The sequence below is a fragment of the Shimia sp. R10_1 genome, from assembly GCF_017744095.1.
Lineage (GTDB): Bacteria > Pseudomonadota > Alphaproteobacteria > Rhodobacterales > Rhodobacteraceae > Shimia.
This window is the reverse complement of the sequence record NZ_JAGHQX010000002.1, coordinates 290,291-308,316: the sequence shown is the minus strand read 5'-3', so window position 1 is coordinate 308,316 and position 18,026 is coordinate 290,291. Positions and strand designations below refer to the sequence as shown.

Annotated in this window: 14 protein-coding genes; 6 read left to right on the top strand and 8 right to left on the bottom strand. The window is 59.9% G+C overall.

Annotated elements, in window-relative coordinates:
* Window positions 1-11: 11 nt before the first annotated feature.
* Genes J7413_RS05935 through J7413_RS05925 form a run of 3 tightly spaced genes read right to left on the bottom strand, consistent with a single transcriptional unit; the run spans window position 12 to window position 4,665 of the window.
* Window positions 12-2,780 (bottom strand): DUF4159 domain-containing protein, encoded by a 2,769-nt coding sequence (locus J7413_RS05935; protein ID WP_209097146.1) that lies wholly within the window; start codon window positions 2,778-2,780, stop codon window positions 12-14.
* Complete coding sequence (locus J7413_RS05930; protein WP_209097145.1) at window positions 2,777-3,661, bottom strand: DUF58 domain-containing protein; 885 nt, start codon at window positions 3,659-3,661, stop codon at window positions 2,777-2,779. Before J7413_RS05930 ends, J7413_RS05935 begins: the two co-directional genes overlap by 4 nt.
* Window positions 3,658-4,665, bottom strand: a complete 1,008-nt coding sequence (locus tag J7413_RS05925; protein ID WP_209097144.1) for a MoxR family ATPase — start codon at window positions 4,663-4,665, stop codon at window positions 3,658-3,660. Before J7413_RS05925 ends, J7413_RS05930 begins: the two co-directional genes overlap by 4 nt.
* Before the next feature lie 67 nt (window positions 4,666-4,732).
* Here J7413_RS05925 and J7413_RS05920 point away from each other — a divergent pair, with 67 nt between their 5' ends.
* Both J7413_RS05920 and J7413_RS05915 read left to right on the top strand, forming a co-directional pair.
* Entirely contained in the window at window positions 4,733-5,323 is a 591-nt protein-coding gene (locus J7413_RS05920) for a DUF1285 domain-containing protein (RefSeq protein ID WP_247743349.1), read from the top strand.
* A gap of 94 nt (window positions 5,324-5,417) precedes the next feature.
* Window positions 5,418-6,170 (top strand): TIM barrel protein, encoded by a 753-nt coding sequence (locus J7413_RS05915; RefSeq protein ID WP_209097142.1) that lies wholly within the window; start codon window positions 5,418-5,420, stop codon window positions 6,168-6,170.
* 70 nt (window positions 6,171-6,240) lie between these two features.
* Here J7413_RS05915 and polA read toward each other — a convergent pair whose 3' ends face one another.
* On the bottom strand, window positions 6,241-9,042 hold the full coding sequence (gene polA / locus J7413_RS05910; protein WP_209097141.1) for a DNA polymerase I: 2,802 nt from the start codon (window positions 9,040-9,042) through the stop codon (window positions 6,241-6,243).
* Window positions 9,043-9,182: 140 nt separating this feature from the next.
* Here polA and J7413_RS05905 point away from each other — a divergent pair, with 140 nt between their 5' ends.
* Window positions 9,183-10,238, top strand: a complete 1,056-nt coding sequence (locus tag J7413_RS05905; RefSeq protein ID WP_209097140.1) for a saccharopine dehydrogenase — start codon at window positions 9,183-9,185, stop codon at window positions 10,236-10,238.
* A gap of 26 nt (window positions 10,239-10,264) precedes the next feature.
* The gene (locus J7413_RS05900) at window positions 10,265-11,407 is read left to right on the top strand and encodes a saccharopine dehydrogenase family protein (RefSeq protein WP_209097139.1); all 1,143 of its coding nucleotides are present in this window, start codon (window positions 10,265-10,267) and stop codon (window positions 11,405-11,407) included.
* A gap of 64 nt (window positions 11,408-11,471) precedes the next feature.
* Here J7413_RS05900 and J7413_RS05895 read toward each other — a convergent pair whose 3' ends face one another.
* Window positions 11,472-12,065 (bottom strand): NAD(P)H-dependent oxidoreductase, encoded by a 594-nt coding sequence (locus tag J7413_RS05895; RefSeq protein ID WP_209097138.1) that lies wholly within the window; start codon window positions 12,063-12,065, stop codon window positions 11,472-11,474.
* A 103-nt stretch (window positions 12,066-12,168) separates the two neighbouring features.
* Between J7413_RS05895 and J7413_RS05890 the strand changes: the two genes are divergently transcribed.
* Entirely contained in the window at window positions 12,169-12,753 is a 585-nt protein-coding gene (locus J7413_RS05890) for a TetR/AcrR family transcriptional regulator (protein WP_209097137.1), read from the top strand.
* Here J7413_RS05890 and J7413_RS05885 read toward each other — a convergent pair whose 3' ends face one another.
* The 3 genes from J7413_RS05885 to mutL form a co-directional block, all read right to left on the bottom strand.
* A complete protein-coding gene (locus J7413_RS05885; protein WP_209097136.1) occupies window positions 12,754-13,080 on the bottom strand; it encodes a DUF3775 domain-containing protein in 327 nt (108 codons plus the stop codon). It lies immediately after the preceding gene.
* A gap of 102 nt (window positions 13,081-13,182) precedes the next feature.
* Entirely contained in the window at window positions 13,183-14,502 is a 1,320-nt protein-coding gene (gene rmuC, locus J7413_RS05880; RefSeq protein WP_209097135.1) for a DNA recombination protein RmuC, read from the bottom strand.
* Window positions 14,502-16,427, bottom strand: coding sequence for a DNA mismatch repair endonuclease MutL (mutL, locus tag J7413_RS05875; RefSeq protein WP_209097134.1), 1,926 nt, complete (start codon window positions 16,425-16,427; stop codon window positions 14,502-14,504). The genes rmuC and mutL overlap by 1 nt, the downstream gene beginning before the upstream one ends.
* Before the next feature lie 195 nt (window positions 16,428-16,622).
* On the opposite strand from mutL, the gene J7413_RS05870 reads away from it, so the two are divergent.
* Window positions 16,623-17,975, top strand: a complete 1,353-nt coding sequence (locus J7413_RS05870) for an aminotransferase class III-fold pyridoxal phosphate-dependent enzyme (RefSeq protein WP_209097133.1) — start codon at window positions 16,623-16,625, stop codon at window positions 17,973-17,975.
* Window positions 17,976-18,026: the final 51 nt, after the last annotated feature.

Genomic DNA, 18,026 nt, shown 5'->3' with positions numbered 1-18,026 from the left:
GCAGCCTCGCGTCATTGGCCCAACCGATCCAGCAGGGCAGGCACATGGACCTGATCGCTTTTGTAGTTGCCGGTCAGCACATGCATGATGAGATTGATGCCGAAGCGGTAGGCCAGCTCGCGCTGGCGCTCCCCCGCGCGGCCCCGGCCCACGGGAAAAAGCGTGTTGCCGCGTGTGTCGACAGCCCAGGCGGCGGCCCAGTCGTTGCCGCCGATGACCACAGGTGTCACGCCATCATTGAGATTGCGAAACGGCATGCCTTCGATCCGCTCGGCATCCGCTGGGGCAGCTTCGACCCAGACATCGCGGTTCATGTAGCGGCCCGGAAAGTCCTGCAGCAGATAGAACGTGCGGGTGAGCACGTGGTCTTCGGGCAGCGGATCAAGCGGTGGAATGTCGAGACCTGCCGCAAGGCGTTGCAACATGCGGCCTTCGGGGCTGGCGGTGCCAAAACGCGCCACATCTGCGTCGCGCGTGTCAAAGAGGATCATACCGCCAGAGCGCAGATAGGCATTCAACTTACCATAGGCCTCACGCGAGGGGATCGGCTGATCGGGGGTGATGGGCCAGTAGAGGAACGGGTAAAATGCCAGCTCGTCTGTTTCCAGATCGACGGTGGTGGGGGTCGCGGGTTCAATTGAGGTGCGGAAATACAGCACATTGCTGAGGCCGCGCAGGCCAGCAAGGGCTGTGTCATCGACTTGCGGGTTGCCGGTGCGTACGTGGCCGAGCACCACCTCATAGCTGTTTATGGCTTTGGCAGGTGGGGGCAGGTCGTCTTGGGCGAATGCGTCTGGCGACACCAAAAGCAAAGCCAGCACACTGGCCGCAGCGCGCGCGCCCCAAAGGCGACCGGAGACCAAGAGCGATGCCAGCACGTCGACGGCCAACAGGATCAACGCGGCGGAGAGGAATAGCCCGGCGAGGTCACGTGTCACCGCACCGCGCAGCCCTTCGACAGGGACCGTGATGGGCCAGGTTGCGGGGGCGAGCGTGGCACCAGCCGCAAGAACCGGAAGCGCGAGGGTTTTGTCGCCGTCCCGATAGAGGCCGGGACGCAGGGTTTCGCTGAGCGTGGCCTCAGCCAGTGCTTCACCGCTGACGCCGGGCAGAGTCTGTGCATCTTCCAAGCGGCCAAAGCCGTCGAGCACTTTCAATGGTTGCCATGTGGTGCCCGCGAGCTGTGTTTCGGAGTCGGTGCCCACGGCGCTGAGCACGGCAAGACGGTCCAGCATTTGCACAAACAGGCCAGACAGCGGCAGGCCGGACCATTCTGCATTGGCGGTGACATGCATGAGCACAACCTGTCCTTCGCCCACAGGCTTTCGGGTGACCAGCGGCGTGCCGTCGCTCAGGCTCGCGATCACACGATCCGCCAATGTGGGATCCGGCTGGGCCATGACCTGTGCGGTGACGGTGACCTCTTCTGGTACCTCAAGACCAAAGAAGGGGCTGTCCTGATCAAACGGGGCGAGGGATTTCGGCTCTCCCCAACTCATCGCGCCGCCAATGCTGCGCCCGCCTGCGCGTAGGCGCACGGGCAGCAGGGGATCTTCTTCGGAGCGGCTGACTTCGCTGGCGGCAAGGCGGGGGCCGGCAAAGCGCAAGAGCAGACCGCCGGTTTCAAGCCACGCCAGCATGGCCTCTGTTTCGCCATCTGAGAGGATCGCGACATCTGCCATGACGATCACATCTGGATTGGCGGGCAGGATGTCCGCAAGCGGGCCTTCGATCACATCCGCGCTGGGCACAAGAGCCTGACGCAAATAGTGCAGGGGCGAGAGCAATTGCAGCCCTTCGCGATCGTCGCGTCCTGCAATGAGCGCGATTTCGCGGCGGCGCAGGCTGTCATCACTCAGCGCCACTGCGCCAGCGGAGCGCAGGCCCGCAAGTTCGAAACGAGACACGCGGGCGCGCAGCTCTGAAGGCAGAACAATGGCGTTTTCGGTGGAGGTGGCGCCAAGATCAAAGTCCAGCGGGAGGGTTGCGAGCACGCGTTCTGCGCCGCTGGGGTCGGTGCCGATCACTCGGGCGGTGACGTCCTGCGCGGGGCCGCTCTGACTGCGGATCGCGCTGAGCAGAAGGCGCCCATCTTCGTATGTTGCTGGCAGCAGACCCGTGGTGGGCAGGCCGGTTTGAATGACACGCACTGCCCCGCGCGCTTGCAGCGCAGTGAGCAGGGTGTCGCGCCCTTCACGTGCAAGACCATCTGACAGCCAGACCGTGTCAAAGCCCTGACCTGAGGGGGCTTCAGGAAGTGTGGCGGCGAAAGCTGTCATCGTGGCGTTGTTGGGTTCCCATGCCATTGGCGTCACGCCCGCGAGGCGGCTTTGCAGCGCATCGGCTGGCAAGAAGCGCAGCTGTTCTGGCATGGTCAGCCGCTGCACGCTGGCGGTGCGACCGTCGCGGGCGGCCTCATCCAGCAGCGCGGCCACCATCTCGCGGCGCGCTTCCCAATCAGGGGCCGAGGCCCAGCTTGCGTCCATCAGGATCAGCAGGGGGCCTTTGCCCGCTTCGCGGCTTTGCGGATTGAGGAGCGGGCCAGCCAGCCCGATGATCAGTGCCGCAATGGCCAGTGTGCGCAGCAAGAGCAGCCACCACGGGGTGCGGTCTGTCACTGTGTCTTCGTCAGACAGGCCCAGAAGCAGAACCACACCGGGGAAGCGACGTTTGATCGGGGCGGGGGGGATTGCGCGTAAAATGAGCCAGAGTACCGGCAGCGCAATCAGGGCCGCCAACAGCCACGGGGTGGCAAAGCCGATGGCCAACCCGCCAATCATGCGCGTTTCTCCAATGCGCGGTGCGCCCAGAGCAGTGCCGATTGCGCGCTGTGTTGTGTGGTGTGGTAGCCATAGAGCCAGCCAGTGACGCGGCAGAGATCTTTCAATGCCGCCTGACGTTGAGCAAGGCGCTCCAGATAGCGGTCTTTCAGATCATCGGCTTTCTTGGTGTCATGGCTGAGGCCGCCGCCCATGCTTTCAAAAATGGCGCGCCCGCGATAGGGGAAGCTTTCCTCGGCGGGATCGAGAATTTGCAGGCAGACGCCGCGCACGCCGCGATCAGAGGCCTTGGCAAGGGCTGCCGAGACGGCATCAAAATCGCCCATGAAATCAGACACAAACACCGCGCGGGCATGGGGCAGCATGGCGCGGGCCTCTGGTGTGCCATAGTCGGGCAGGTCGCCCTCCAGATCATCGCGCAGGAACATTTCAGCAAGCCGCAGGATCTGTGCTTCGCCCCGGCGGGGTGGCAAATCGGTGCCGGTGAGGCCCACGCGCTCGCCGCTGCGAATGAGCAGGATGGCGAGGGACAGGGCCAGAAGGCGGGCGCGATCTGCTTTGCTGGGCAGGCTCTGGTCGCTGGTGAATTGCATGGATGGGGCGGTGTCGACCCACATCATGATGGATTGCGCCACCTGCCATTCACGTTGACGGACAAATTGCGCATCCGATTTGGCGGAGCGTCGCCAGTCGATCATGCGCAGGCTATCCCCGGGTTGGACCGGGCGGTATTGCCAGAAATCGTCGCCCATGCCGGCGCGGCGGCGACCATGTTCGCCCAGAAGCACCGTGCCTGCCAGATGATCCGCCTGCGCAAGCAGGGGCGGCAGGCGCGCGGCCTCCGTCTCGGCGCGGCTGCGCAGATGCAGGGCTGCGTTCACGCGGCGGCTCCCATGGTGTCAAACCGGGCGACGGTTTGCGCGATCAGGTCGGGCAAGGATTCGCCCCGCGCACGGGCGGCAAATGTCAGCGCCATCCGGTGGCTGAGCACAGGGCTCGCCATGTCGATCACATCCTGCGCATTGGGCGCGAGGCGGCCCTGTAGGAGGGCCTGCGCGCGCACGGTCATCATCAGCGCTTGCGCCGCACGGGGGCCGGGGCCCCAGGCAACGTTTTCGCGCACGGCCTCGCTCGCGCTTTCATCATCGGGGCGGCAGGCGCGCACAAGATCCAGGATCAGCTCCATCACGCTCTCCCCCACCGGCATACGGCGCAGTAAGGTCTGTGCGGCGATCAGCTCGTCTGCGGTGAAAACTTCATGGGCCTCATCCTCTTGCACACCAGTGGTCGCGAGAAGAATGTCACGCTCTGTGTCGCGGTCTGGGTAAGGCACGTCGATCTGCACCAGAAAGCGGTCTAACTGCGCCTCAGGCAGAGGATAGGTGCCTTCCTGTTCAATCGGGTTCTGTGTGGCGAGCACGTGAAACGGGGCCTCCAGCGGGCGGTCTTCGCCGGCAACAGTGACCTGTTTTTCCTGCATGGCCTGCAAAAGGGCCGATTGTGTACGCGGGCTGGCGCGGTTGATCTCATCGGCCATCAGAAGCTGGCAGAAAATCGGGCCGGGAACGAATCGGAAGCTGCGCGCGCCGCCTTTGGCTTTCTCAAGAACTTCGGAGCCAAGGATATCGGCGGGCATCAGATCGGGGGTGAATTGCACGCGGTTGCCATTGAGCCCCATCACGGTGGAGAGCGTGTCCACAAGGCGGGTTTTGCCAAGGCCCGGCAGGCCGATCAGCAGGGCGTGGCCCCCACATAGCAAGGCGGAAAGGGTCAGATCGACGACACGTTCCTGACCGATGAAACGGCGGGTGATGGCCGCTTTGGCTGCGGCCAGCTTGGTGCCCAGAGTTTCGATTTCTGCGACCAGATCGTTCTCATCCGCCATGCTGACTCTCCCGTATGGTGACTTGCCTACGTTGACAGTAGCGTTCTCAGATGAAATGGCAAAAGCAATGAGGGAACAATTTCCTGTGAAAGTGACTGCAGACACCATCGCCAGCTCCGCCAATGCCGCCGCCAAAGGGCGCGGCCCGGCGCCTGTGCATCTTTGGAACCCGCCCCATTGCGGCGATCTGGACATGCACATCGCGCGCGATGGCACGTGGTATTATCAGGGCAGCCCGATCAAACGGCCTGCGATGGTGCGGCTGTTTTCCAACATTCTGCGCAAAGATGGTGATGCTTATGTGCTGGTGACGCCAGTGGAGAAGGTTGGCATCACGGTTGAAGATGTGCCGTTTGTTGCTGAGGATTTTGAGGTGAGTGGCGCGGGGGGCGATCAGGTCCTGACCTTTGAAACTCATGTGGGCGATCATGTTGCAGTGGGGGCTGAGACCCCGATCCGGGTAGAGATTGACCCCGAAAGCGAAGAACCAACGCCCTACGTGACGGTGCGTGCCAATCTGGAGGCGCGGATCACGCGAAAGGCGTTTTACAGGCTTGTGGAGCTCGCCACCCATCAAGAGGTGGATGGCGAGAGCCAGTTTGGCGTCTTCTCCTCAGGCGTGTTTTTTCCATTTTTGCCCTCAGAGGCGGTTGCTTAAGGCGATATCCTGCCGATCTCGCTAAAAGTGACGCAAAAACAGACTGTTTGGATGGCGTCAAAGCTGGAATACTCCGCGTGAGCAGGGGGAAGACATGCCAAAATTTGCCGCCAATCTGACAATGCTGTTTACCGAGTTTCCCGAAATTGAGCGCTATGAGGCCGCTGCAGAGGCTGGGTTTGACCGGGTGGAAGTGTTGTTTCCATATGATGTGCCAGCGCCTGACACACGCCGGGAACTTGTGCGCAATGGTTTGTCACTGGCGCTGATCAATTGCCCGCCACCAAATTACACGGGCGGCGAACGTGGGTTTGCCGCTGTGCCGGGCTTGTCTGAGCGGTTTCAGCGCGATTTTCGGCGCACATTGCGTTATGCCGAAGCGCTGGGCGCGGATGTGGTGCATATCATGGCGGGCGCGGCAAGCGGTGATGCGGCGCGTGCGACCTTTGTTGAGAACCTGAAATGGGCCTGCGCCTTTGCGCCCAAGCAGCAATTGACGATTGAGCCGATCAATGACGTGGATATGCCGGGGTATTTTTTGAACAGCTTTGATCTCGCCGCAGAGATACTGGACGCGGTGAATGCGCCCAATCTGGCGCTGCAGTTTGACACCTATCATGCTCATCGCATCCATGGGGATGTGCTGGCCTGTTGGGACAAGCACAAGGCGCGGGTGAAACACATTCAGATTGGCGGGCTGCCGGATCGGCATGAGCCGCTGAAAAGCAAACACCTCGATTACCCCGCATTTTTTGAGATGCTGGATGCCAGCGGCTATCAGGGCACGGTGAGCGCAGAATACAACCCACTCAAACGCACAGATCAGGGGCTTGATTGGCGGGGGTAGTGGCCTGAACGCGCTGCACCTATGGCGCAGCGCGGGTTGATTTCAGGCTGAATCCAATGGCAGGCGCGCGTTAGTGCGCTTCTGCCCAGTTGGTGCCGCGGCCAGCATCGACAATCAGAGGCACATCCAGTTTGATCGCTGGTTCTGTGGCGTTTTGCATCACGTCGCGAGCGACTGCGATGGTATCGTCAACCGCGCTGTCCTCGACCTCAAAGATCAATTCGTCGTGTACCTGCAGCAGCATTTTTGCAGGCAGATCTTTGATCGCGGCAGGCATGCGGATCATGGCGCGGCGGATGATGTCGGCGGCGGTGCCTTGGATTGGCGCGTTGATTGCGGCGCGGTAGGCGAAGCTCGCGCGTGGGCCCTTGGCGTTGATTTCCGGTGTGTGGATTTTGCGGCCAAACAAGGTTTCGACATAGCCGTGGGTTTTGGCAAATTCCTTGGTTTCATCCATGTAGCTGCGGATGCCGGGGAAACGCTCAAAATAGCGGTTGATGAAATCCTGGGCTTCGCCGCGCGGGATGCGCAGGTTGCGGGCGAGACCAAAGCCGGAAATGCCGTAGATCACACCAAAGTTGATCGCTTTGGCGCGGCTGCGGACCTCGCTTGTCATCTCTTCCATTGGCACGCCAAAGACCTCCGAGGCGGTCATGGCGTGAATGTCGAGACCGTCACGGAAGGCGGCTTTGAGGGCGTCGATTTCTGCAATATGCGCGAGGAGGCGCAGCTCCACCTGAGAGTAGTCGAGCGAGATCAGTGTCTTGCCTTCTTCAGCGACAAAGGCTTCTCGGATGCGGCGCCCCTCCTCAGTGCGGATAGGGATGTTTTGCAGGTTGGGATCGGAAGAGGCGAGGCGCCCGGTGTTGGCCCCGGTCTGCACATAAGAGGTGTGCACGCGGCCTGTTTCTGCGTTGATGTGTTCCTGCAGTGCGTCGGTGTAGGTCGATTTCAGCTTACTGAGCTGGCGCCAGTCGAGCACGAGACCCGGCAGAGCGTGTTCGGTTGCGAGATCTTCGAGCACATCGGCCCCGGTGGCATAGGCACCGGTTTTGCCTTTCTTGCCGCCGGGCAGGGCCATTTCATCAAACAGGATTTCGCCGAGCTGTTTCGGGCTGCCGACATTGAAGCTGCGGCCTGCGATTTCGTGGATTTCAGCCTCCAACCCTGCCATTTTCTGGGCAAAGGCGTTGGACATGCGGCTGAGGGTGTCGCGATCCACTTTGACGCCGTGGCGCTCCATCTGTGCGAGCACTGGCACCAGCGGGCGTTCCAGTGTTTCATAGACGCGTGTGACCTGCCGCTGGTGCAGCTTCGGCTTGAACAGCTTCCACAGGCGCAGAGTGATGTCGGCATCTTCTGCGGCGTATTTGACAGCATCTTCAATGGCGACCTTGTCAAAGGTGATCGCGCTTTTGCCGGTGCCCAGCAGGGATTTGATCGGGATCGGCTGGTGGCTGAGGTACCGCTCGCTCAGCGCGTCCATGCCGTGGTTGTGCTCGCCTGCGTGCAGGGCGTAGCTGAGCAGCATGGTGTCATCAATCGGCGCAACGGCGATGTTGTAATTGGCAAAAACCTTGCAGTCGTATTTGGCGTTCTGGAAGATTTTCAAAACAGAGGCATCTTCGAGCACAGGTTTCAGCGCATCAAGCACCTCATTGAGCGGCATCTGCCCTTCTTGCGGCTCATCGCCACCAAAGAGATCGTCGGTGGCCCCTTTTTTATGGCCCACAGGGATGTAGCAGGCTTCGCCCGGCTCAACGGAGAGGCAAATGCCGGCCAGTTCGGCCACCATTTCGTTGAGCGAGTTGGTTTCCGTGTCCACCGCCACATAGCCGCGTTTCATGATGGCGGCGATCCAGCGATCCAGCGCGGCACGATCACGGACCCATTCGTATTTGTCCGCCTCAAAGGGCACATCTTCGGCGCTGTCCTCGACAGTTGCAGCGGCTGATGCTGCGGGTTCGGGTACAACAGGTGCTTCGACGCCAAGCTTATCTGCGGCGCGTTTCAGAAGGGTGCGCAGCTCCATGTCAGCAAGGAAACCGAGCAACGTGTCAGGCTCTGCGTCCTGCACTTCCAGATCATCCAGCGTGAAATCGAGCGTCATCTCGCAATCGAGCTGCACGAGCTGTTTGGACAACTCGATCTGGTCGCGTTTCTCAATCAGGGTCTGGCGGCGTTTGGGCTGTTTGATCTCTTCGGCGCGGTCCAGAAGCTCTTCGAGTGAGCCGTATTCGTTGATCAGCAGCGCGGCGGTTTTGATGCCGATGCCGGGCGCGCCGGGCACGTTGTCCACGCTGTCGCCCGCAAGCGCCTGCACATCCACCACACGCTCTGGGCCGACGCCGAATTTTTCGTGCACACCATCCCGGTCGATGCGTTTGTTTTTCATGGCATCAAGCATTTCGACGCCATCACCAACCAACTGCATCAGGTCTTTGTCAGAGCTGATGATGGTGCAGCGGCCACCGGCCTCGCGGGCCTGACAGGCCAAGGTGGCGATGATGTCATCGGCTTCAAAGCCTTCGATCTCTTTGCAGGCGATGTTGAAGGCGCGGGTGGCGTCACGCGTCAGGGGGAACTGCGGCACCAGATCTTCGGGCGCCGGGGGGCGATTGGCTTTGTATTGGTCATAGAGATCATTGCGGAAGCTTTTGCCGGAATAATCAAAGATCACAGCCACATGGGTCGGGGCATCGGGGCCGGAATTGTCTTCGATATAGCGCTGCAGCATGTTGCAGAATCCAGAGACCGCGCCAATTGGCAGCCCGTCAGACTTGCGAGTGAGGGGCGGCAGGGCGTGGTAGGCCCGGAAAATGAAAGCCGATCCGTCGATCAGATGCAGGTGACATCCTTTGCCAAAACCCATCGCGTGGTCCTCTTTTTGCTTGGCTCCGTTGTGCCATGTGGCCATCGGCACCGCCACCCGGAAATTGCGAGATCGGCGCAACCTCTTGTCATTGACGCGGCGGGCTGATCTATGGGAGCGCAACTATCAGGGGAGCACAGATGACACATCTTTGGGTGCGGGCCGAGCAGCGGCCGAATGAAGAGCGCGTCGGGCTGACGCCGGATGGGGCGAAGGCGCTGATTGAAAAAGGCATTCGCGTCACCGTAGAGGAAAGCTCTGTGCGTGCGATTGCGATCGACGGATACAAGGCTGCGGGCTGTGAAATCGCGGCTGAGAACAGCTGGCCGGATGCCCCCAAAGAGGCGATCATCTTTGGTCTCAAGGAGCTGCCCGAAGATGGCACGCCGCTGCCCCATCGCCACATCATGTTTGGCCATGCGTTCAAAGGGCAGCACTCCGGTGTGGCGCTGCTGAAGCGGTTCAAGGCCGGTGGCGGCACGCTTTATGATCTGGAATATCTGGTGGATGAGACCGGGCGTCGTGTTGCGGCCTTTGGCTATTGGGCGGGCTATGCGGGCGCTGCTGTCACGTTGAAGAGCTGGGCAGCACAACAGCGGGGCGCGCTGTGTGGGCCGGTTGGTGTCTATAGTGGCAAAGAGGCGTTGCTGGCCGACCTTGGCGCTGAGCTTGATGCGTTGGATGCGGCGCGCCCGACTGCCATTGTGATTGGCGCGTTGGGCCGGGTCGGCACTGGAGCCGCAGATCTGCTGACGGCGATGGGCTGTGACGTGACCAAATGGGACATGGCGGAAACCGCCTCTGGTGGGCCGTTCCCTGAAATTCTGGCGCATGATCTGTTCCTGAACTGTATTTTTGCACGCCCCGGCACGCCCGTATTTGTGCCGCAGGAGGCGCTGAGCGCTGCGCGTCAGTTGACGGCGATTGGCGATGTGGCCTGTGATCCGGACAGCGACTACAACCCGGTGCCGGTTTATGATCGGGCCACAACCTGGGAGGCGCCCGCGCTGCGCGTGGCGCAGGATCCGGTGTTGGATGTAATGGCGATCGACAACCTGCCCTCCATGCTGCCGGTGGAAAGCTCGGAAGATTACGCGGCGCAGTTGCTTGAGACCTTGATGACACTTGATGACCTGAGCGGCGGGGTCTGGACCCGCGCGGAAGCTGATTTCATCACGCATTCCAAAGATTTGTGAAAAAGACCTCTGAGGGGAGAAGAGATATGACCATTCATTGGTGTGGCACCGGCCTGTCGGCCATTCCCGGCCTGCGCCGCCTGATTGAAGCAGGCCGTGAGGTGACTGTGTGGAACCGGACGGTGGAGAAGGCACAGGAAGCGGTGGGCGATCTGACCCAGGATATCCGTGCGTTTGACATTGACGTGCTGGGCGGCGTTCTGGCCAAAGGCGACGTCGTGGTGTCCATGTTGCCAGGTGACTGGCATGTGCCGCTGGCGGAGCTGTGCATTTCTAAGCAAGCGCATTTTGTGAGCTCGTCTTACATTGCGCCGGAGATGAAAGCGCTGGATGCCAAGGCCAAAGAGGCGGGCATCGCTTGTGTGAATGAGGTGGGGCTTGATCCGGGGATCGACCACCTGATGGCGCATGCGCTGGTGGCGGACTACCGCGCGTCTGAGCGCTTTGATGCAGACAACACCCTGAGCTTCATCAGCTACTGCGGCGGTGTGCCCAAACATGCCAACCCGTTTCGCTATAAATTCAGCTGGTCGCCGCTGGGCGTGCTGAAGGCGCTGCGCTCGCCGTCCCGTTCGATCCGCGATGGCAAACCGTTTGATGTGAATCGTCCGTGGGATGCGATTTCAAGCTATGAGGCGCCGCTTGCGACGCCGGAGAGCTTTGAGGTTTATCCAAACCGCGACAGCATTCCGTTCATGGAAGACTATAAGTTTGATCCCGCTTGGAACGTGAAAGAGTTCGTGCGTGGCACCTTGCGTCTGAACGGTTGGGCGGAGGCCTGGGGCGATGTGTTCCGCGAGATCGAAACGCTGTCCGGCCCCGAAGGCGATGCGCGTCTGAAAGAGATGTCCGACCAGTTCTGGGACGAAAACTCCTACGACGAAGGCGAGCCGGACCGTGTGATCCTCTGTGTGGGGCTGAAGGCGGAGAAAGACGGCGCGGAGGTCTATCACAAGACCTATGCAATGGACGCCTGGGGTGACGATCGTGGCACGGCGATGGCGCGACTTGTGTCCATTCCGGTGTCACTGGCCATCGAATCCGTTCTGGATGGCGCGATTGCACCGGGTGTGCATGCGGCGCCGTCAGAGCCTGCGTTGTTCAACAGCTGGCTGGATCACATCGGCACATTGGCACAGCATCTGGAAATCGTCGATCACAAGGCGTGATGGTTTTCAAATGACATTGCAGCGGGCCTGAGGGGAGCACTCTCAGGCCCGTTTTTTTGTGTGGTCACGCCGCTTGCGCCCCAATTTTGGCGGCGCGTTTGATCCATTTGTCTACGACACCGTCTTTGGGATGGCTGGCACCTGCAAACTGCGTGACTTTGACCGGCTTGATGCCGACAAACTCCAGAATTTGCTGCTGGATCTGTACAATCAGCGCATTGCGATAAAACAGGCGGAAGAACCAGCCTGGCGTGTCTGACAGCAGGAGCACGCGGCCAGTGCGCCCTGTGAGCAAAGGTGCTGGCAGGCCCAGTTTTGTGGTGTTGCGCGTATCGAAGGTGCGGCCGGGCAGGAAGGCGCGGTCAAACACCCCTTTGAGTTTGGCCGGCAGACCACCCCACCACATGGGCGTGGCCACCACCACATGTTCGGCCCATTCGATGTCTTGCAAAAGCTTTTCCAGATCTGCCTCCAGAGGCTTTTGATTCACATAACCACCAAAGCCGTAGTCCGGGTCGAATTCCAGATCATGCAGGTTGGTGAAGCGGACCTCATGCCCCGCTTTCTGTGCGGCATTGGCATATGATTTGGCCACAGCGCCCGTCAGGGAAGCTTCGGCAGGATGGCCGTTCAAAACGAAAATACGTGTGCGGGTCATTGCGATTCTCCTAGATACTGACCGTGGTCAATTTAAGTGCACTCTAAAATGACCATGGTCAATATAAATTTGACCGCAGTCATTATTTGTGTGAGAAGTCGGTATGAGCAGAGCTGTCCAATCCCGTACCTTAAAGACCCGCGCCAAGTTGTTGGCGGCGGCAACGGCCATCATTTCAGACGGCGGCTATGAAGCTATGCGCGTGGAGGAGGTGGTGTTGCGCGCCGGTGTGGCGAAAGGCACCTTTTTTGCCCATTTCAAAGACAAAGACGCGTTGATGGATCACCTGATTGGCGTGGAAATAGATCGCCATCTCGACATGCTGGAACAGCTGCCCAGCCCGCGCAGCGTGTCAGAGATGGTTGAGGCGCTTATGCCGCTCACCGCGTTTATGAGCTGCGAACGCTATGTGTTTGATGTGATCCTGCGCCATTCAGGGGCGGCGGCCAAAAGTGAGATTGGAGCTATCGCCATGACCTTTGGGCGCCATGCGGAGGTGATTGCCAAATGGCTCAGCGCACGTCCGTTTCGAAAAGACATCTCAGCAGAGCTGCAGGCCGAAGGCGTTCAGGCCTTTATGATTCAGGCGGTTTCACTGATGTTTTGCTCTCTGCACAACGCAACCACCCCCCGAGACCGGATGGAAACTTACTTGGCTGCGTGGCTGGTGCCCCAGATAGAGGCGTGATTAGCCGCGTCGCACCAGCTCGTCTTCGGCATCGCTCAGCGAAAGACCAAGCTCTTCCATGCCGTTCTCTAGGTGGTCGGACACATGCGGTGAACCGAGGAGGTAATCCGCGGTTGGCACGGTTTTTTCGGTCTTGGCTGTCATAATTGCCTCTGCGAGGTCTTCGGCAGCGAAGCTGTCGCGGCCAATCCACATGATCGCAACAAGGCTGGCCTGTTCGTCTTCGTTCAGGCGGTCAATAAAGGCCCGCAGTTCCCCTTCAGCGCGGTCAAGCTCACGCGACATGAGCACCACTTGCGCCACTTTCCAGGCTGAGATTTCAAGCATTTTGCGCCTCCATAAAAGTCCTGCAATCAGATTGATACGATGATCATGCAGCGTCTTTGATATGGCGCAAACTTGTATTTGAATGTGATTTTTGCGGATGGGTTATGCGTCTGGCTTGGTGAGAGGGACAACTTTGCCATCATCTGGCTGTGCGAGCTCTTCGAAGTCGAAATTGTCGAGCCGACGTGCGCGCCGCCCGGCTTTGTCCGCGCTGATCTTGATTTCGCTGATATCCTTGGCGGCCTGACCAAAGTGACGGTCCAGATTGTCCACACGGGTGCCGAGGCGGTCAACATCGGCATAAAGCAGGCCAAGCTCCTTGCGGATGGCTCCGGCCTGCTCCCGCATACGCGCATCTTTCAGAATGGCGCGCATGGTGTTCAGCGTGGCCATGCAGGTGGTGGGGGAGACGATCCAAACCCGTGCGGTGAAGCCTTCATGCACGAGCTCTGGGAATTTGGCGTGCAGCTCTGCGTAGATCGCTTCGCTGGGCAAAAACATCAGCGCGCCATCGGCTGTTTCACCCTCAAGGATATACTTCTCTGAAATATCCTTGATGTGTTTGCGCACCGAGGTTTTAAACATCTGGATGCCTGCCTTCAGCTCTGCCTCAGTCTCTGAGCGCAGCATGGCCTCATAGGCTTCCAGCGGGAATTTGCTGTCGATCACAATGGGGCCGGGTGGATTTGGCAGGTGAATCAGACAGTCGGCGCGGCGGCCATTTGAGAGCGTGTGCTGCAGGGCGTAGCTGTCGCTGGGCAGCGCTTTAGACACGATGTCATTCAGTTGGATTTCGCCAAACGCTCCACGGGTCTGTTTGTTGGACAGAATGTCCTGCAGGCTCAGCACATCACCGGACAGGCGGGTGATGTTTTCTTGCGCTTTGTCGATGGTTTGCAGGCGTTCCTGCAGCTGTGTGAGCGAGGTTGCCGTTTGCTTGGCGTTGCCCATAAGCGAGGTGTTGAGTTTCTCCTGCATGTCATTGAGCGCGGTGCCAGTGCGCATCTGCATGTTGGAGAGGTTTTCCTGCATCTGCAGCTGTTGGGCGGCCAATGTGTCGGTCATTTTCTGCTGCATGGTGGCGAGGTTTTCGCCGGTGCTGCGCTGCACTTTGGCGAGGTTCTCGTGCATGTTGACCTGCACTTCGCCCAGACGTTGCTCCATCAAGGTGGCAATCTGGCTTTGTGTTTGCGCCTGTGCGCGCAGGCCGCCGTCAAGCTGGGCCTGACCGGTGGCCAGTTGATCCACGCGTTGCGCCATCTGGCCCATATGCTGAGCGATAAAGTCTTCGGTCTGGGCTGCGCGGTTCTGCGCGCCATTGCGCAGCAGCACAAATAGCACCAACACGGCAAAACCAATGCCGCCGAGAAGGTAGAGCGACGCGGTGTCCGTGTTGGCAAGCAGGGTGGTCAATTCGGTCATCAGGTCCGTCCAAACAGCCGCTCGATGTCGGCCAATTTCAATTCCACATAGGTTGGGCGCCCGTGGTTGCATTGGCCGGAATGCGGCGTGGCTTCCATTTCGCGCAGCAGGGCATTCATTTCTTCGGCGCGCATGCGGCGGCCAGAGCGGATCGAGCCATGGCAGGCCACGCGGCTGAGGATGGCTTCTAATTTCGCTTGCACCAGCATAGTTTCGCCGTCTTCGTCCAGCTCGTCCAAGATGTCGAGCACCATGGCGCGGGCGTTGACTTCGCCCAGCAGGGCCGGGGTTTCGCGCACGGCCACTGCTCCGCCGCCAAAGGCTTCGATGGTGAGGCCCAGATTGGACAGGGGCGTGGCCACCGCCAGAATGCGGGCGCAGTCGCCATCTGACAGTTCGATGATCTCGGGGATCAGAAGCGCCTGTGCCGCAACGCCATTCTCTGCCATCTGGCGCTTGAGTTTTTCATAGACCAACCGCTCGTGCGCGGCGTGTTGATCGACAATCACCATACCGGTTTCAGTCTGGGCAACGATGTAGTTCTCATGCACCTGCGCGCGGGCAGCTCCGAGCGGAAGGCCTTCGGCAGGCGCGTCCTGTGGGGCGTCGTGCGTTTCAAGGGGCTCGACACGTGCGCTGTAGGATTCGCTGAGTTCGGCAAATCCCGGATCCTGAGAGACAGGTGATTGTGGATAGGGCGCTTGTGCCTGATAGGCGGCGGTGCGCGCGCCGAGCGAAGGGCGATCCATTTGATAAACACGCGCAGGGCCTGATGAGTGGGGCTGTGGTGTTGCACCAAGTGCGCCCATAGGTTCGGGACGGAAGGCGCCAAGCGTGGCCCCGGCAACGGTGGTGGAGGCGCGGTGGCCGGCCTCTGCGAGTGCGTGACGCAGGCTGGAGACGATCAAACCGCGGGCCATCCCGGGATCGCGGAAGCGGACTTCGGATTTGGCCGGGTGGACGTTTACGTCCACCAGATGTGGATCGCAGTCGATAAAGAGAGCTGCTGCCGGATGACGGTCCCGGCTGAGGTAGTCAAAATAGGCCCCACGCAGCGCGCCGACCAGAAGTTTGTCTTTCACCGGGCGGCCATTCACAAAAAGATATTGCGCCACAGATGAGCCGCGCGAATAGGTGGGCAGGGCGGCATAGCCAATCAGGCGCAGACCTTCGCGTTCGGCATCAATCTTGAGCGCGTTTTCGGCAAACTCTTTACCCAGAATGCGCGCAAGACGACCGTGCAGCGCGTCAAAGAGATCGCCGCTTTCGGCCTCTGCGCGGAAAGAAATACGCCCTTCGCCGCCGCCGGTCACATCGCGCAGGGTGAAGCCAATGAAGGGTTCCGCCATGGCAAGGCGCTTGACCACATCGGTTATGGCCTGTGCCTCTGCCCGGTCGCTGCGCATGAATTTGAGGCGGGCGGGCGTGGCGTAAAACAGATCGCGCAACTCAACAATGGTGCCACCTGAAAGTGCGGCGGGTTTGACGGGGCCCATCGCGCCGCCTTCGACCGTGATGCTGGCTGCCGGGGCGCGGCCCACGCGGCTTGTGATGCTGAGACGCCCGACTGCGCCTAGCGAGGGCAGCGCTTCCCCACGAAAGCCGAAAGTGTGGATATCCAGCAGATCGCTGCCATCAATTTTGGAGGTGGCGTGGCGGGAAAGGGCGAGGGGCAGCTGCTCTTCTGTGATGCCGCAGCCATCATCGGTGATGCGGATCAGGGTTTTGCCCCCATCGGCATAAGCGATCTCAATGCGCGTTGCGCCTGCATCGATTGCGTTTTCAACCAGCTCTTTGACCGCAGAGGCGGGGCGTTCGACCACTTCGCCAGCGGCGATCCGGTTGATCGCGGCATCATCAAGTTGACGGATCACGGGCTGCATTGGCGCGTTCGAAGAGCTTATATTGGGGTTATCCACAGGCATGTCACGAAATGTAGCATGTTCTCGTTTGATTCTACCACCGAGATTGCGGGTTTTCGCCAGTCGTTTTTGCGCCAGTTTAATCGGGTGACATGTCGCACTCTTACTGGACAGCGCGCGGCGGCAATCGCATAATTTGATCAAATTATTGAGTCGACGCGCGCGGGTAGAAACCGCCGCACGCAAGGGAGCACCACAATGAAAGATGATAACTTTCTGAAAGAGAATAACGCCCGCCATCTTTGGCATCCTATGGGTGCGCCGGGGGATTTGCAGAGCCACGCGCCCAAGATCATCAAGAGCGCCGAGGGTGTGAACATCACCGATCTTGAAGGGCATTCCACGGTCGATGCCGTGGGCGGTTTGTGGTGTGTGAACCTCGGCTATTCCAATGATGTGGTGAAAGAGGCTATTGCAAAGCAGCTTTATGACCTGCCGTATTATTCTGCCTTTGCGGGCACCTCCAATCCGGCGGCGATTGAGGCGTCTTATGCGGTGCGCGAATTCTTTGAAGCGGATGGTATGACGCGTGTGTTTTTCACCTCGGGTGGGTCAGACAGTGTCGAAACCGCCCTGCGTCTGGCGCGGCAGTATCATCGCTTGCGTGGCGAGCCGACCCGGACAAAGTTCCTGTCGCTGAAGAAAGGCTATCATGGGACGCATTTTGGCGGTGCGTCTGTGAATGGCAACAACCGGTTCCGCATCAATTATGAGCCGCTGCTGCCGGGCTGTTTTCACCTGCCGAGCCCATACACCTATCGCAATCCTTTCCATGAAACCGACCCCGCGCAACTGGCGCAGAATATTGCGGCGGCGTTTGAAGATGAGATTGCGTTTCAGGGGGCCAACACCATTGCCGCCTTTATCATGGAGCCGATACAGGGCGCGGGTGGCGTGATTGTGCCGGATGCGAGCTTTATGGGGCTGATGCGCGAGATTTGTGACCGCCACGGCATCCTGCTGATTTCCGATGAGGTGATCACTGGCTTTGGCCGTACTGGCGACTGGTCTGGTGCGCGGCACTGGGGCGTGCAGCCGGATATGATGACCACGGCCAAGGGGATCACATCGGGCTATTTCCCGGTTGGAGCCTGTCTGGTGGGCGACAAAGTGGCGGAGGTTTTCGAGAAAGATGAAAGCGGGGAGGCTGGGATTTTCCACGGCTATACCTACTCGGCGCATCCCGTTGGCTCGGCCGCTGTGGTGGCCTGTTTGGCGGAAACCACGCGGCTTGATCTGAAAACCAATGCTGCCGCCCGTGGCACGCAGCTTTATGAGGGCGTGAAAAAGCTGGCGGAGAAACATGACATCATCGGTGACATCCGCGGTGGTCATGGGTTGATGACGGGGATTGAGCTTGTCTCTGACAAGGTGGCGAAAACTCCGATGGATATGGCGACCATGAAAAAGATACATGAGGCGACCTATCAGGCCGGGGCGATGGTGCGTTTGGGGATGCACAATATCCTCATGTCACCACCGCTGACCATATCGGAGGCGGAGGTCGACACGATCCTGTCAGCGCTGGATGCGGGGTTCTCCGCAGCGTAACGCCGGACCAAAATGAAAAGGCCGCCGAGAGTTTCGGCGGCCTTTTGTTTT